Raw genomic sequence first — 13,932 nt, 5'->3', positions numbered from 1 at the left:
AAATTGTTGATGATGTCATGATACGAACAAACAACATGCTATAGCATGTAAACCGCGGCCGCAACCGCATAGGACAGGATGCACAAAATGAGGGCCGGAAGCGCTTTTGCAAAAGGATCTCTTGCCAGCGCGACCAGCATGAATGCCGCGACCAGCATGGTCGAACCGAGCAGCAGTCCGGCTAGCAGCGCCGCGATCGGGAACCAGATGCCGACGATCATGCCGGCAGCCCCGGCAAGCTCGATGGAACCGGTCAGAAGATTGAAGACGGACGGCAGGCCCAGACGTGTGAACTGATCGGCCATCTTGCCGGAACTGATCGTCGCGCCCGTGAAGATGAAGAAAATTCCCAACAATGCTTGAACAATGATAACCGCGGTGTCGATTGGAATCACTCTCTTTCGTTTAAGTGGATCGGTACTGGCGCGGAATGATCTGCATGCTATAGCATGTATGTGATGCGAAAAGCTAATCCTCCTTCACGCTTTGATAGAGTTTATGAAGCGCCGCATGAAGCCGCGCAAGTTCATCCCGGCAAAAATTCCGGGTGATATGGTCGTGCGCTTCCTTGACCGCGGAGACAAGGTTCATTTTCAGGCGCATGCCTTTGTCGCTCAGATACAGGTCATGGGAACGCTTGTCATGGCTGTTTGGCAGCCGTTTGACCATGCCTTTCTTCTCGAGCGACGCGATCATCCGCACGACGGTGGTTTGATCCCGGTCGATGGCCTCGGCAATATCTTTCTGCGCCATCGCGCGGTCGCCGTCCAGCACGCTGATGATCCCGAATTGTTCGGGCGTCACTTCGTATTGCTTCAGCTGCTTGATGAAGTAGTTCGTTAATTTCATATCCGTCCGGTGGATCAGAAATCCGGTGAGCTCGAATAGTTCCATAGGATACCTCGCGTTGGTTGCCGGTTTGATTATCGGCACATGTACATGCTATAGCATATAATATAGCGAACGCTTCGGCTTGTCAATTTAAACCGGTAACGAAAAAGCCGAATCCCTTATTTTTCGCGGATTCAGCCTATTCGCCCCTATCCCCGTTCCACGAACCTCACTTCCGTCCGCTGGCGGAGCAGTTCTCGTATCCCCTCTCCGATCCGTAGAACGCCGGGCTCGATGAGCGTTTCGTCCACCTGCGAGACGCTCAGCCGAAAGACATCCTCCTGCCGGAACGCCGGCAAATACATGCGTTCCGCCGGATCGACCCGCACGCCGAGCCGCAGCAGGCGATCGGCCGCGGCCTGCGCGCGAAGCGGAGCCGGCAGCTTGATCGTGGAATAGAAGCCGGAGGACGATCCGGTATATGCGGTTCCCGGCGGCAAATGCTTGCGATAGGCTTCACGCAGCAGCACCGCTTTGCGACGGTAGATGTCGCGCATCCGGCCAATGTGGGCGGCGAACATGCCGCTCTCGAGGTAGACCTCGAGCGCTCCTTGCGTCAGCAGAGGCGAATGCACGTCGGCCGCGGCCTTCGCCCGCAGGAAAGGCTCTCGCAGCTCGTCGGGCAGCACGGCCAGCCCGAGGCGCAGGCCGGGAAGCATGACTTTGGAGAAGCTTTTGACGTAAATGACCCGGCCGGACGCATCGTAGGCGAACATGGGATCGTTTCTGGAATCGCCGTCCAGATCGCCCATGTAATCGTCCTCGATGATATACACGTCATACCGCTGCGCGAGCTCCGCCATTCGTTTGCGCGCCTCGTTGGTATGGCTGTGCCCGGTCGGATTATGGAACCGCGAGACGGTATAGAAGCACTTGACGTCCCCGTCCCGGAACAGCGCTTCCAGCCGGTCGAGATCCATGCCGCCTTCCCCGTACGGGATGCCGTGCACCTCTCCCCCGTAGCCGCGAAGCGATTCGATCATGCCGGCGTGCACCGGTTGTTCCACGACGATGTTCCGCTTGCCGTTCGGAAACGGCAGCCACACCAGCAAATGCAGCGCCTGCTGCGAGCCGGTCACGACGCAGACGCGCTCGGGGACCGTGAACACCTGCAAATCGCGCAGATGCCGGGCCAGCTGCAGCCGCAGCGAAGCGAGTCCTTGCTCTTCGGAATAGGTGAACATGTTCTCCCGGTAGCGCTCGATCGCCTCGTTCATGCAATGCTGGAAGTCTCGGAACGGCATCGCGCGGCGGTCCGGTCCGGCCCATGCGAAATCAATGACGTCTTGATTCTCCGCCGCGTCCCCGGCTCCTTCGCACGCAGGGCTCCGGTGCGCGACATAGTAGCCGCTCTGGGGTACGGAATAGATCCGATGCCGATTCGCAAGCTCCTCGTACGCCCGAATCACCGTATTCCGGCTGCAGCCGAACGTCTCCGCCGCTTCCCGGATGGACGGCAGCTTGTCCCCCGGACGCCGCGTCCCGTTCTTCATCTCCTGCAGATACCGGTTCACGATCGCTTCGTACAGCATCTTCGCATACCCTCCTTCCCGCCGGCTGTACGGGTACAGTCGCCGAAAACGGCGATGCGGCCCGGCCGCGCGTTCCTTTATACTCGGTGTTGTCGACACCCGTCCATTCGTACCGTCATTATGAAGAAGCCCGAGGAGGAATGCAACTTGAAAACCTGGAAGAAAAAGAACCGAATCGTTTGGGCGCTCGCCGCCCTGTTGTTCGCCGGCACGACCGGAAGCGCCGCCAGTCCCGCGAACGCCGCCCCGAAAGAAACGAAGCTGCCCTGCGAATCGTTATTCCATGACGTGCAGGGGACGTTGATCGTCAAAAACGTGAAGACGGATCGCGTCTACGTCTGCAATCCCGGCCGCAGCGTCCAACGCTTCACGCCGGAATCTTCGTTCAAGGTCCCGAACGCGCTGATCGGTCTCGAAACGGGCGCGGTGCGGGACGAATACGACGTGAAGCGGTGGGACGGCGTCGTGCGGCCGTTCGAGGCGTGGAACCGGGACCATTCGCTGGCTTCGGCCATGCGGGAATCCGCGATTTGGTACTACCAGGCGATGGCCCGGGACATCGGGGCCGGGCGGATGAAGGATTACTTGACGCGCATGGATTACGGCAATATGGATAGCAGCGGCGGCATCGATACCTTTTGGCTCGACAGCTCGCTGAAGATCTCGGCGGCCGAGCAAGCCGAGTTCATGGAAGCGTTGGTGGAGGAGACGCTGCCTTTCCGGGAGCAGACGATGAAGACCGTCAAGCGCATCATGATCGATAACGATCAGGACGACTACACCGTGCACGGCAAGACGGGCACGCGCCTGTCCGACATGGGACTCGGCTGGTACGTGGGCTACGTCGAGCGCGGGAAGAACGACTGGGTGTTCGCCGCGAACGTGGACGGCAGCGGAACGGCCGCCAAGACGATTACGCTGGAAGCCTTGAAGCGCGCCGGCATCGCGTGAACGCCGTCTATGCGAGTATTTATGCGGTATTGTTCGCCGGAGTCGGACTGTTCGAGCTGTTGGCGTACCGGAAGGGCTGGCCGTTCAACGTCAAGCTGGGCGGGCCGCTGCTCGCCTTGCCTCTCCTGCTGATCGCGATTCGGCCGGGCGGCGCGTACGCGGCTTACCTGCTGCTCGTGCCGGTCATCGATACGGTCATGTACGCAACAATGGCCATGATTGGGATCGAAGCTCTGCTCTGCCTGCGGCGAAGCGGCATCGGCAAGCGGTTTGCCGGCTTGCTGCTATTGCCGGCGGTCTTGGTAGAGGCAATGCGCTATTTGCGGCGGGTGCTGTAAAATCGACAGCCGGAACCGCCGATGAAGCCGGTTCCTTTTGTTGTGCGCGAGACGAGGTCGTTAGTTCGGCGGCCGCACGCATGTCCGATCGCCGCTTTCCGTCCAATCCGCGGATGACAGACGAGCATACAAGGCTAGTCATAAATCGACAAAAGACCGGCCCGCTGCTCCCCTTGGGGATCGAACGGGCCGGTCTTTTAGGATTGCTGCGGACAAGCGTTTGGCAGCCGGGGTTCGCGAGGGGCCGATCATTCCGCGATCAGGATGACGGGCGGACGATGCAGGAAAGGAATCAGATTGGCGACGTCTTCGGTCACCGCCTGTCCTTCCGCGCTAGCCAGCGCCGCGCGGAGATCATCGGCGCTTCCGAATTCGGCCTCGACGACCAGATACGGCTCCCGGTCCGTGTTCTGGGCGCTCACGACGCGGAGCGCGGACGCGCCGGTCAGTTTCGGGAATTTCCGGGCCAGTGGCATATGTATGCCGAAGTAGTGCTTTTCGAAGCCTTCGACATCCTTGGGTTTCTCGTAGATGACGATCAATTTGGCCATGGGTCCGCTTCCTTTCTTGCCGGTTCAATGCAATGCGGCCGGAAGCCGCGAACGATGGATTCGGTTCATGAATTCCTCGCTTCATGATGTCCCGATTCGGCCGCGCCTATGCGCCGCGATGCCGGAAAGGGAAGTACGTCGCGCTAGCAATCCCTCAGCGGAATGGAGAATTCGACATAAAAGGGATGACGTTCTTCGTTCAAACACAGCTCGATTCGCTGCTTGAAATTCCCCCATTCGACCATGCGCAGGGCGGTCTCGATCGGAAAAAATCCAACCTCCAACGACTCGGGCGTCCTCGTTAAATCGCCTCCGACAGGCCTTCCCAGGAACAGCATATTACAGATACAAGCGCTTACATTCTGGAAAACGCCGCAAAACTTTGTGATTTCGATCTCGATCCCGCTTTCTTCCGAGATTTCCCGGATCGCCGCGTCTCTTAACGATTCGCCTTCCTCGACCTGTCCTCCCGGCATTTCCCAGCCTCGCTTCGGTCCTTTGATCAACAGGATCTCCCCATGCCCGTTTAAGACGATCGTTGCCGCGGATACGATATGCTTCGGAGCCATTCCTTTCCTCTCCCTTCTTTCGTAAAGGAAACCGGCGAGGGGCCGGCTTCCAATTTGCGCTTATCATCTTCAATTCGTCGCAGTCGCATCCTGCCTGACGCAGCCGCTGCGCCGCTGTTGTTACGGCGCCTCGGTGAATACGCAGTCCGTTTCGGCATGCACGGCCGTTGTGCCATGCGCGATGGCGGTCTTGTAGTACCGAATCTTATCATCGATTTTGTTCATATACCCTTGCAGTTCCGCGATTTTCTCCAGCACCGCGTTGCGGTGGGTTTCGAACACGCCGAGACGCTGCTTCAGCGTATCGTCGCCTTCCATGCCCCATTCGATATATTGCCGGATCTGCTTGACGGGCATGCCGCTGTTCTTCAAGCAGGCGATGACGCCGAGCCATTCGAAATCGCTCTTCTTAAAATCCCGGTTGCCGGCCGGATCGACGTGCTTGTCAACAACGCCGGCATCGGCTATTTCAGCTCGATCGAAGAAGCCGCCGAGGACGAGACCCGGAAGTTGTTCGACGTGAATTTCTGGGGGCTCATGCATACGACGAACGCCGTCCTGCCTTATTTGCGCGGCCAACGCTCCGGCCATATCATCAATATTTCGTCCATTGGCGGCTTGGCCTCGTTCCCGGGCGTGGGGTATTATGACGCGACGAAATACGCGGTCGAAGGCATCTCGGAAAGCTTGGCCAAGGAGGCGGCGCCGTTTGGAATCCGCGTGACGCTGATCGAGCCCGGCAATTTCCGCACGGATTGGTCCGGCCGCTCGGCCGCGAAGACTGCCTCCGCCATCAGGGAGTACGAGGCGCTCATCGCGCCATTCGTCAGCGGAGCCAACCACGGCAGCGAACCCGCAAGCCATCCTTCAAGTCGCGGAGTCCGAGGCGCCGCCGCTGCGATTGCTGCTCGGCGCCGAAGCGTACCATACCGTGAGGGGCAAATATACGGCGCTCCTGCAAACCATGGAAGAATGGAAAGACGTCACGATGAACGCCGATTATCAAGCTTGATCCCAAACGCGTCCGTCCGAAGCGCGTCAAAAGGCATGCCCCGCGGAGGCATGCCTTTTTGACGCGGCGGTTCAAGCTCTGCCGGGCGAGCTTGACCTAGCAACCGCTACCGTGTCGACGAACTTTTTTGACAGGTAATCAAGGTGAACGGGAACGGCGGTTTGGCTTCCGCGTTCTTATGCGGCTCGATGACGTCCGCCATCCCGATCAGTCCATAGCTTCCGAATTCTTCGCGTATGGAATCGGCGTCGTAAAAGAACATCTTGACCCCTTCCCTGATTTCGAAATAGTCCTTGCCGAGCGGGATCCCCTTGCCGAACATGGGCGCCGCTTTGGAGATCGTCACGAACAGCATAGAGCCGTTCGGCTTTAATTGATCGAAGCAGTCTTGAATGAACTTCGCCCGTTCTTCTCGGTTCAACAAATGGATCAGGGCATACGAAAAGATCCCGTCGTATTGTTTGGGCTCAAACGGCATCTCGGCCACCGAGCCATGAAAAATCGGAATGTTCAGCCCGTGCTCACGCGCCAGATCGATCGCGGTATGCGAGATTTCGATCCCGGTGACTTCAATGCCGTTAGCGAGGAAGATGTTCGCGTTTCTGCCGTAGCCGATGCCCGGTATCAAGATTTCCTTCGCGTTTCGTTCCAGGAAGAAGTCCTTGGCCAGAACGGCCGAGTCGGCGTGCTCGAAGCCCCACATCGTCTGATGTTCGATAAAGCTCGCTTCCCAAAATTCGGTCATCCTTCAATCCCCTTTGCAACCTTGATGATGATTTCGTTGGCACGTTGGCCGTTCCGGCGCCCGACGCGTGTGCCTGTAACTATACACGCTATCCCGGCCATCATCAAGCCGCGACACGGCCCAACAAACAGCCGGCCTAAAGGGGCTAGCCTGTTTGTTTGGATGCTTCGAAGGTGCCCGCTTCGGCGCCTTCATTCCTTTCTACGGCGGCACGCCGGTTCGCGCCGCAGGAAACGAGCGTCACCCGTCAGACGCCGGGCGATTGACCGCCGTCGACGATGAATTCCGAGCCCGTGACGGACGGCACCCGGTCGGAGACGAGCAGCAGCGCCATGGCCGCGATTTCGGCCGGGTCGACCAGGCGTTTGAGCGGAATGGCCGCGCTCATGGCCGCCTTTTGCGCCTCGACGCCGATGCCCTTCTCGTCCGCTTGCTGCCGGGTGAACCTTACCGCCCGCTCGGTCTCCGTGGCTCCGGGCGAAATCGCGTTGATCCGGACATTGGAAGCGGCCAGCTCGCCGGAGATGCCTTTCGTGAAATTCAACAAGGCCGCGTTCGAGGTGCTGCCGGGCAGGTAGCCGGGGCTCGGCGTCCGTCCGGCGATGCCGACGATGTTCACGATGCGTCCATCCCGCTGCCGGATCATGTGCGGCGCCGCCTCCTTCACCATTCGCATGTAGCCGAGCAGCTTCAGCTGCCACGTTTCCCAGAACGCTTCGTCCGGCAGCTCGAAGAACGGGCCGAAATGCGCGTTCCCCGCGTTATTGATCAAGATATCGACGCGTCCGAACGCCTCGATCGCCGCATGGACCGCCAGCCGCGCGGTTTCCGGCTTCGTCATGTCGCCCGGGACCGGAACGAGGCGCGCCGCTCCTCCCGCCGGCCGAGCCGAACGTATCGCATCCGCGGCCTCCCGCAGGCGATCCCGATCCCGCGCCACCATCACGACGGAGACCCCTTCTTCATACAGGGCTTTCGAGCAGGCCAGTCCGATCCCGGCGCTCGCCCCCGTGACGATCGCGTTTTTTCCGTGCAGTCCCAGATCCATTCGAATCCTTCCTTTCTTAAGCAGCCGTGGCCGCAGCGTATGCATGTGGATGTCGTATTGCGCATCTGTGTATGATTATAGTCGGATACGGGGACGCTTCAAGGATCAGATGCAGAGGAACGGAGCATTAATGCGCAAACCGCGTCACATTGCGCGGAGTGGGCAACCGGCAGGAGGGAAACGATGGCAAGCGTCGACCGAAGAGTCGCGAAATCGCGGGAGGCCATCAAGACCGCGCTCGTCGCGTTGATGGCCGATAAGCAATTCGAGCACATCACGATGCAAGATATTTCGGACAAGGCCAACGTCGGACGGAGGACGATTTATCTTCACTATCAGGATAAGTATGACCTGCTGGACCGGCTCGTGATGGAACATATCGAGGCCCTAAGGATCATTTGCGAAGCGGCGGAGAAAGCGAGCTTTGCCGAAGGCAGTCTCGCCTGGTTCGGTTACTTCGAGCGGAATAAAGCGTTTTTCGCCGCGATGCTGCGGAGCCGGGAAGCCGCTTCGTTCCGCAGCCGGTTCTTGGACTATGTGACCCGGCGGCTGGAGCATTACGTGGATGTCGCGCAAGGCGTCAACGAGGGATTGAGCAAGGAGATCGTACTGCGTTTTCTCGGCACGGCGATCGTCGGGCTCGTCGAATCGTGGCTGGCCGGCGGGCTGTCGGAACCGGTCGGCGCGGTGGCGAAGCAGCTCGGCTTGCTGTTGGACCGAAACCTCTAGTCCGCGGTCCATCATGAATCTTCCGATCCAGGCTCCCGGCTTGCTAACGCCCGGCATCGCCCGAGGAAACCGTGAAGGCGGCACCCGCCTGCAACGTGAACAACCCCATCGCCCTTTCGGCGATGGGGTTGTCGTGCTTATCGGCTCAAGCTTCATAGCCCTTCAGCCGGTACCGGTACGCGTTCCACGGATTCATGGAGCGTATAGGCGACGTTGCCCGCTTCGGCGCGCGAAAACGCGAGCACCTGCCCGAGCGCCTCGCGCAGTACGGATGCGCCGCCGGGCTTCGCCTTCAAAACCGCGCAGATCCCCCGCTTCGTAAAAGGCTGATGACCGGCTGCCGCCCCGTTACCGGTTCAAACTTTGAACCCGATGCCGTACACGCCCGGGATCGTCGTTTCTTTGCCCAGTTTGGCGGCCGCTTCGAGCGTCCAATACGGATTGCGCAGCATCCCGCGGCCGACGCCCACGAGATCCGCGTCTTCGTTGCCGATGACGGCATTCGCGAGCGACGGCTCGTCCAACCGGCCGACGGCGATGACCGGAACGTTCAGGGCGTTCTTGATCGCTCTGGCCATCGGCACTTGGTACGCGACGTGCGTGCCCGGCCTGCCGTGCGCCAGAATCGGGCCTTCGCCGCCGGAGCTTACGTGGAACATGTCCACGCCGGCATCCCGGTACGTCTTCGAGAAGGCGATGCTATCCTCGATGCCGTAGCCGCCTTCTACGTATTCATGCGCCGTAATGCGCATGATAAGCGGCATATCGTCCGGCATGACGCTCTTCACGGCTTGAATCACTTCGCGGCCGAACAACGTCTTGTCCCGGCCGTACGCGTCCGTTCGTTTGTTCGTGTACGGGGATTGAAACTCGTGAATCAAATAACCGTGCGCGGCGTGGAGCTCGATCGTGTCCATGCCGGCTTTGACGGCGCGTTCGGCGGCCTTGCGGAATTTCTCGACCAAGGCCTTCGTCTCGTCGATCGTGAGCTCCCGCGGTACTTTGGATTTCTCGTCGTACGGAATCGCGGACGGCGCGACGGGCGTCTCCGCGTCTTCCGCTTTGCGGCCCGCGTGCGCGATTTGAATGCCCACTTTGGCGCCGTATTGATGGCAGGCATCGACGATCCGCTTAAGCGGCTCGACGTGCTCGTCGGACCAGAGGCCCAAGTCGAAATTCGTGATCCGGCCGTCCGGCTCGATGTCCGTCATTTCGATGATGACGAGACCCGCGCCGCCGATCGCGCGGCTGACGTAGTGCACATAATGCCACTCGTTCGCGATTCCGTCTTCGGCCGTGACGGCGTATTGGCACATCGGCGGCATGACGACGCGGTTTTTCAAGTCCATGCCTTTTAAATGAAAATCGTTGAACAAATGGTTCATGGATCATGAGCTCCTTTATGCTTTCAGCTGCCCTTCGGCAGTCGCAATGAGGTTCGTAGTTAGTATGGCTAGCCGCTGCGGGGGATGCGCATGCAAAAAATGGGCAAGTAGGGCAGGTCCAAGACGATAATTAATGACATGAATTAATTGCGTTAACTATCGCGGTCCGCCAGCGATTCTTCGCTGAACCGGCATCGTGTACCTCCTTGCGGCGCGCGCCTTGGATGACGTATAGTCCGTATTCTATGCCTGTTTGCCGGTTTAAACAAATTATAAAACCGCGCGGTCGCCATAACGATATTTATAAATCCCATGGCTCGGCTGCCCATGCGCTGCGTATGCGTTCCTCCGCGACAAGACGAAAAGGACGATCCGTTTCGCTTCGGATCCTCCTTTTGCGGCAGCAGCACGATGAACGCGTCACGTCCAACACGTGACGATTTCGATTTGAGCCCGATGTTCTACGTTGACCGTTCGCTTCGGATTCCCCGCGCAGCGTGCAACGAAATCCTTCGCGCCACGAGGCGAACTTGGGCTTCCAGCCATGGCGCAGCGCTTTGGCGTTCGTCGCGCCGCGCTCGCCTCTCGCGCTGCCCGTCTCCGTTATCGGTGCCGGCGCGCCGAGGCACTCCGCGTACGCCCGCAGCCACGCCTTGCCGGGCGCGGGATCGCCATCCACGACGTTGTAGGCGCCGGACGGCCAGTTCAGCGCCAGCGCGGCGGCCGCCGCGGCATCCCGTTCGTCTCCCCGATGTGGAATTGGGGCCTTCCGCCCCGGCTCAAGGCGTTTATCGACGCCTTCGTCATCGTCGGCAGGACGTTCCGTTACGCGGAAGGCGGACCGGTAGGCCTGCTGCGCGATAAAAAAGCGCAGCATATCCAATCGAGCGGCGGGGTTTACTCCGCGGGGCCGACGGCGGTCATGGACCACAGCCATTCCTATCTGAACATGGTGCTCGGCATCATCGGGATTCACGACGTCCAAGCGCTGTACGTGGAAGGCCATGAGCATCGCCCCGAGCGCGCGCAAGCGATCGTCCGGACGGCGATGGAACGGGCCGTCAAGCTTGCCCCGGAATGGTAACGCGGCCAGCGCGGAAGATCCCCTCGAGGGGATTTTTCGCGTTGGCCGCCCCGTCGGCGTCACAGCATGCGCCGCTATCTCGTCTTGTTAGCAAAGAAGCAGAAAGGATGGGCGAACATGAATACGAAAACTTGCGTCGTCATCGGCGCCGGATACGCGGGCATTCATGCCGTAAAGGAAATTCGCAAGCTGTTCGGGGATCAGTCGGGCAGCCATCCCCTCCGTCTCGTCCTCATCGACCGAAACCAATATCATCTGCGCAAAGTGCTGCTGTTTCGGCCGGTCGTCGCCGACGAGGACATTCGCGTCCCCTTGACCGCGCTCTTCCCCGACGGGGTGGAATTGGTGCAGGGAACCGTCGCGCGGATTCGTTCCGCGGAACGGAAGCTTGCGTATCGGGACGCCTCGGGCGCGGAGCTGGAGATCGATTACGACCTGCTCGTCGTCGCGGCGGGCAGCGTCGTCCGCGAGCCGGCCCCCGCGCAGGGCGGCATCGCGCTCGCTTCGCTGGCGCACGCGAGGCGGATTCGAAACGCGTGGCTGGCCAATTTGGAGCGGGCCAAGGCGGAAACCGACCCGGACGAACGCGCGCGCCTGATGCGCGTCGCGATCGCGGGCGCGGGCATCAGCGGCATGGAGACCGCGGCGGAGTTGGCGCATCATGGCCGCAAGGATGCGGAGCGGCTCGGTCTCGATCCGCGGGACGTCTCCGTCGAACTGTACAACGCGCATTGGCGGCTGTTCCTCGACGGCCCCGCCAAGGTCGGGCAGAAGCTGGAGCACTACCTCCGGGAGCTGGGGGTCGACGTTCTGCACGAGAAACGCGTCGTCAAGGAGATCGACGGCGTCTTAACGCTGAAGGGCGGCGACGAGCGCCGCGTCGGCCTCTGCATCTGGACGCTCGGGCTGGAGCCCAATCCGATGCTGCGCGCGCTCGGCTTGCCGCTCACGGCGGAAGGCGCCGCGATCGTGGATGCGAGCTACCGGGTCAAAGATTTGCCGGGCGTCTACGCCATCGGCGACTGCGCCCGAATCGTCGCCCTGGGCGGGCAAGCCGACGGCATGACGTGCAAGGAAGCGATCCCCCAAGCGGCCAGACTCGCCAAAGTGCTGCTGGCGGATCTCGAAGGCCGCCAAGCGCCGGTGCACGAGAGCTATATGAAGACGTTCTGCATCGGGCTGGGTCCCGACAAGGGCCTGACCTGGGTGAACAAATGGGGACTCGATCTGGTGATTACGGGTAAATTGGGCTGGAAAATCAAAACCTATACGCGGGAAATGGCAAGCATGCTTGCCAAATGATGGACGGCATGACCGGAAACGGAGTTGGCTCACATGGAGGAACTGTTCAAGACCTATAACGGACTGCTGCTGACGCTGGCTTACCAGATGACCGGCTCGTGGTCCGACGCGGAAGACGCGGTGCAGGACGTGTTTCTGAAGGTCTGCGGCGCGAACCAGGCGAGCGCGGCCGACGATCCGAAGGCGTATTTATGCAAAATGGTCGTCAATCGTTGCCGCGACCTGTACAAATTCGCGCGCAGACGGCGGGAGCGGTATTTCGGGGAATGGCTTCCCGAACCCGTCCCTACCTCGGAGGACGAGCCGCTCGATTTTATCCTGCAAGACGAGCTGCTCTCCTATGCGACGCTCGTCCTGCTGGAGAAGCTCTCCCCCGCCGAGCGGGCGGTGTTCGTGCTGCGCGAGGCGCTCGCCATCGAGTACGCCGGCATCGCCGAAATCATCGGCAAAAGCGAGGTCAATTGCCGCAAGCTGTACAGCCGCGCGAAGAGGAAAATGGCGCTCGGCGAGGAGCAGCCGGTCGTCGCCGAACCCGCCAAGGCGGCTTGGATCCGACAATTCGTCGCGGCGCTCGAGCGGGACAACACGGAGACGGTCGTCTCCATGCTGGCCGACGACGTCGTGCTCGTCTCGGACGGCGGCGGCAACGTCTTCGCCGCCGCTCACCCGATCGCCGCGCGCGACGCCGTCTCCAAATTCCTGATCGGTTACTACCGGAAGTCGCTTCGCCTCGAGGACGGCATTCGGTTCGAATTCGGCGGCGTGAACGGCCAGACCGGGATCGTCGTCTATTCGGGGGCGCGCGTCGACTCCGTCGTGCTGCTGCATGCCGAAGGCTCTTCGGTCCGCGGCATTTATATCGTCCGCAATCCGGATAAACTGAGGCTCTTCGCTTCTCCGCCGCCGTTCGCGGCAGGAACCGGATCGACCGGACAACAGACATCGAAATGAGGGCATCCAAAATGGCAAACCACTCGTACCATTGGCGCAAACTTCATTCCCTGCTGGGCGTCATCCCGCTCGGCGGCTTCCTATTCGTGCACGCCACGGCCAACTTTCAGTCCTTCGAGCGCGGGCCGGAAGGGTTCGCGAGGGCCGTGCAGGTCATCAACAGCCTGCCTTTCGTGGCCGCGCTTGAAATCATCGGCATCTACCTCCCGATATTATTCCACGGGATTTACGGGCTCTATATGGCGTACCAGTCGAATCTGAACGCGGGGCAATATGCGTACGGACGCAATCGGGCCTTCGTGCTGCAGCGGATCACCGGCGTCCTGACGTTCATTTTCGTGTTTTGGCATTTCTTTCAGATTCGGCTGCAAGTCTACTTGGGCAACGTGACGCATGAAGAATTGGGCGCCAGGCTGCACGAGATCGTGTCGAATCCCGTCTTCTTCGTCCTCTACATCGTCGGCGCGTTGTGCGCCGTGTTTCACTTCAGCAACGGCCTATGGGCGTTCCTCATCAGCTGGGGCATCACGATCTCGCCGCGCGCCCAACGCGTCTCGTCCTACCTGTGCATGGGCGTGTTCGTCCTCTTGTCCGCGCTGTTCATCGGCTCGCTTGCCGCGTTCCGCGGAGACGAATTTCTATAATCATTTAGAAGGAATAGAGGATAGGTCGGCATTCATCATCGAGTCCGAAATGCTAGCGGTAATGCTAGCCGAAATGCTAGCCGAAATGCTAGCGGTAATGCAAGCGATGATGTTAGCGTTGATGACGGCGACAGGACTGGTTTCCCGCCGCAATGAACAGAGGCAGCCGACGATAACGTTCGGCTGCCTCTGTTCGATTG

18 protein-coding genes are annotated in these 13,932 nt (G+C 60.2%); 8 read left to right on the top strand and 10 right to left on the bottom strand.

Annotation, left to right across the window (positions count from 1 at the left end; genetic code table 11):
- Positions 1–38: 38 nt before the first annotated feature.
- The 3 genes from BMZ79_RS04470 to BMZ79_RS04460 all read right to left on the bottom strand — a co-directional run bounded on the left by BMZ79_RS04470 (position 39) and on the right by BMZ79_RS04460 (position 2,423).
- The gene (locus tag BMZ79_RS04470) at positions 39–392 is read right to left on the bottom strand and encodes a DoxX family protein (protein ID WP_371263630.1); all 354 of its coding nucleotides are present in this window, start codon (positions 390–392) and stop codon (positions 39–41) included.
- A gap of 76 nt (positions 393–468) precedes the next feature.
- Positions 469–894, bottom strand: coding sequence for a MarR family winged helix-turn-helix transcriptional regulator (locus tag BMZ79_RS04465; protein WP_090636895.1), 426 nt, complete (start codon positions 892–894; stop codon positions 469–471).
- A 146-nt stretch (positions 895–1,040) separates the two neighbouring features.
- Entirely contained in the window at positions 1,041–2,423 is a 1,383-nt protein-coding gene (locus BMZ79_RS04460) for an aminotransferase-like domain-containing protein (RefSeq protein ID WP_090636893.1), read from the bottom strand.
- 147 nt (positions 2,424–2,570) lie between these two features.
- On the opposite strand from BMZ79_RS04460, the gene blaOXA reads away from it, so the two are divergent.
- Both blaOXA and BMZ79_RS04450 read left to right on the top strand, forming a co-directional pair.
- The gene (blaOXA, locus tag BMZ79_RS04455; RefSeq protein WP_256252547.1) at positions 2,571–3,374 is read left to right on the top strand and encodes a class D beta-lactamase; all 804 of its coding nucleotides are present in this window, start codon (positions 2,571–2,573) and stop codon (positions 3,372–3,374) included.
- 29 nt (positions 3,375–3,403) lie between these two features.
- Positions 3,404–3,712: a hypothetical protein gene (locus BMZ79_RS04450; RefSeq protein ID WP_256252546.1), complete on the top strand. Its 309-nt coding sequence runs from the start codon at positions 3,404–3,406 to the stop codon at positions 3,710–3,712.
- Positions 3,713–3,960: 248 nt separating this feature from the next.
- Here BMZ79_RS04450 and BMZ79_RS04445 read toward each other — a convergent pair whose 3' ends face one another.
- The 3 genes from BMZ79_RS04445 to BMZ79_RS34995 form a co-directional block, all read right to left on the bottom strand.
- Complete coding sequence (locus tag BMZ79_RS04445; protein ID WP_090636887.1) at positions 3,961–4,263, bottom strand: EthD family reductase; 303 nt, start codon at positions 4,261–4,263, stop codon at positions 3,961–3,963.
- Between the two features lie 143 nt (positions 4,264–4,406).
- Positions 4,407–4,832 (bottom strand): NUDIX hydrolase, encoded by a 426-nt coding sequence (locus BMZ79_RS04440; protein WP_090636885.1) that lies wholly within the window; start codon positions 4,830–4,832, stop codon positions 4,407–4,409.
- A gap of 120 nt (positions 4,833–4,952) precedes the next feature.
- On the bottom strand, positions 4,953–5,375 hold the full coding sequence (locus BMZ79_RS34995; protein ID WP_256252545.1) for a MerR family transcriptional regulator: 423 nt from the start codon (positions 5,373–5,375) through the stop codon (positions 4,953–4,955).
- On the opposite strand from BMZ79_RS34995, the gene BMZ79_RS04435 reads away from it, so the two are divergent.
- Positions 5,271–5,906 (top strand): SDR family NAD(P)-dependent oxidoreductase, encoded by a 636-nt coding sequence (locus BMZ79_RS04435; protein ID WP_256252544.1) that lies wholly within the window; start codon positions 5,271–5,273, stop codon positions 5,904–5,906. The two genes, BMZ79_RS34995 and BMZ79_RS04435, sit on opposite strands and share 105 nt — an antisense overlap.
- A gap of 44 nt (positions 5,907–5,950) precedes the next feature.
- On the opposite strand, the gene BMZ79_RS04430 is transcribed toward BMZ79_RS04435, so the two are convergent.
- Positions 5,951–6,589, bottom strand: a complete 639-nt coding sequence (locus BMZ79_RS04430; protein ID WP_090636883.1) for a class I SAM-dependent methyltransferase — start codon at positions 6,587–6,589, stop codon at positions 5,951–5,953.
- A 247-nt stretch (positions 6,590–6,836) separates the two neighbouring features.
- The gene (locus BMZ79_RS04425) at positions 6,837–7,637 is read right to left on the bottom strand and encodes an SDR family oxidoreductase (RefSeq protein WP_218154648.1); all 801 of its coding nucleotides are present in this window, start codon (positions 7,635–7,637) and stop codon (positions 6,837–6,839) included.
- 183 nt (positions 7,638–7,820) lie between these two features.
- Here BMZ79_RS04425 and BMZ79_RS04420 point away from each other — a divergent pair, with 183 nt between their 5' ends.
- Positions 7,821–8,366 carry a TetR/AcrR family transcriptional regulator gene (locus tag BMZ79_RS04420; protein ID WP_090636882.1) on the top strand — a complete coding sequence of 182 codons (546 nt, stop codon included), beginning with the start codon at positions 7,821–7,823 and terminating at the stop codon, positions 8,364–8,366.
- A 152-nt stretch (positions 8,367–8,518) separates the two neighbouring features.
- On the opposite strand, the gene BMZ79_RS34145 is transcribed toward BMZ79_RS04420, so the two are convergent.
- Positions 8,519–8,662: a putative quinol monooxygenase gene (locus tag BMZ79_RS34145; protein WP_177222006.1), complete on the bottom strand. Its 144-nt coding sequence runs from the start codon at positions 8,660–8,662 to the stop codon at positions 8,519–8,521.
- Positions 8,663–8,722: 60 nt separating this feature from the next.
- The gene (locus BMZ79_RS04415) at positions 8,723–9,751 is read right to left on the bottom strand and encodes an NADH:flavin oxidoreductase/NADH oxidase (RefSeq protein WP_090636880.1); all 1,029 of its coding nucleotides are present in this window, start codon (positions 9,749–9,751) and stop codon (positions 8,723–8,725) included.
- Positions 9,752–10,502: 751 nt separating this feature from the next.
- Here BMZ79_RS04415 and BMZ79_RS04405 point away from each other — a divergent pair.
- The 4 genes from BMZ79_RS04405 to BMZ79_RS04390 all read left to right on the top strand — a co-directional run bounded on the left by BMZ79_RS04405 (position 10,503) and on the right by BMZ79_RS04390 (position 13,732).
- On the top strand, positions 10,503–10,835 hold the full coding sequence (locus BMZ79_RS04405) for an FMN-dependent NADH-azoreductase (RefSeq protein ID WP_090636877.1): 333 nt from the start codon (positions 10,503–10,505) through the stop codon (positions 10,833–10,835).
- A gap of 117 nt (positions 10,836–10,952) precedes the next feature.
- On the top strand, positions 10,953–12,137 hold the full coding sequence (locus BMZ79_RS04400) for an NAD(P)/FAD-dependent oxidoreductase (protein ID WP_090636875.1): 1,185 nt from the start codon (positions 10,953–10,955) through the stop codon (positions 12,135–12,137).
- A gap of 33 nt (positions 12,138–12,170) precedes the next feature.
- Complete coding sequence (sigJ, locus tag BMZ79_RS04395) at positions 12,171–13,088, top strand: RNA polymerase sigma factor SigJ (protein ID WP_090636873.1); 918 nt, start codon at positions 12,171–12,173, stop codon at positions 13,086–13,088.
- Between the two features lie 11 nt (positions 13,089–13,099).
- A complete protein-coding gene (locus BMZ79_RS04390; protein ID WP_090636871.1) occupies positions 13,100–13,732 on the top strand; it encodes a succinate dehydrogenase cytochrome b558 subunit in 633 nt (210 codons plus the stop codon).
- Positions 13,733–13,932 lie beyond the last annotated feature (200 nt).

The sequence above is a fragment of the Paenibacillus sp. UNC496MF genome, from assembly GCF_900113915.1.
GTDB classification, from domain to species: Bacteria; Bacillota; Bacilli; order Paenibacillales; family Paenibacillaceae; genus Paenibacillus_Z; species Paenibacillus_Z artemisiicola.
Note: the sequence above shows the minus strand (reverse complement) of the source record. Positions and strands in the feature narration are given on the sequence as shown.

Excerpts from the sequence above, each read along its gene's own strand:
- BMZ79_RS04465 (WP_090636895.1), bottom strand. The coding sequence starts at position 894 with ATGGAACTATTCGAGCTCACCGGATTTCTGATCCACCGGACGGATATG.
- BMZ79_RS04460 (WP_090636893.1), bottom strand. The coding sequence starts at position 2,423 with ATGCTGTACGAAGCGATCGTGAACCGGTATCTGCAGGAGATGAAGAAC.
- BMZ79_RS04445 (WP_090636887.1), bottom strand. The coding sequence starts at position 4,263 with ATGGCCAAATTGATCGTCATCTACGAGAAACCCAAGGATGTCGAAGGC.
- BMZ79_RS04440 (WP_090636885.1), bottom strand. The coding sequence starts at position 4,832 with ATGGCTCCGAAGCATATCGTATCCGCGGCAACGATCGTCTTAAACGGG.
- BMZ79_RS34995 (WP_256252545.1), bottom strand. The coding sequence starts at position 5,375 with ATGCATGAGCCCCCAGAAATTCACGTCGAACAACTTCCGGGTCTCGTC.
- BMZ79_RS04430 (WP_090636883.1), bottom strand. The coding sequence starts at position 6,589 with ATGACCGAATTTTGGGAAGCGAGCTTTATCGAACATCAGACGATGTGG.
- BMZ79_RS04425 (WP_218154648.1), bottom strand. The coding sequence starts at position 7,637 with ATGGATCTGGGACTGCACGGAAAAAACGCGATCGTCACGGGGGCGAGC.
- BMZ79_RS04420 (WP_090636882.1), top strand. The coding sequence starts at position 7,821 with ATGGCAAGCGTCGACCGAAGAGTCGCGAAATCGCGGGAGGCCATCAAG.
- BMZ79_RS04415 (WP_090636880.1), bottom strand. The coding sequence starts at position 9,751 with ATGAACCATTTGTTCAACGATTTTCATTTAAAAGGCATGGACTTGAAA.
- BMZ79_RS04405 (WP_090636877.1), top strand. The coding sequence starts at position 10,503 with ATGTGGAATTGGGGCCTTCCGCCCCGGCTCAAGGCGTTTATCGACGCC.
- BMZ79_RS04400 (WP_090636875.1), top strand. The coding sequence starts at position 10,953 with ATGAATACGAAAACTTGCGTCGTCATCGGCGCCGGATACGCGGGCATT.
- sigJ (WP_090636873.1), top strand. The coding sequence starts at position 12,171 with ATGGAGGAACTGTTCAAGACCTATAACGGACTGCTGCTGACGCTGGCT.
- BMZ79_RS04390 (WP_090636871.1), top strand. The coding sequence starts at position 13,100 with ATGGCAAACCACTCGTACCATTGGCGCAAACTTCATTCCCTGCTGGGC.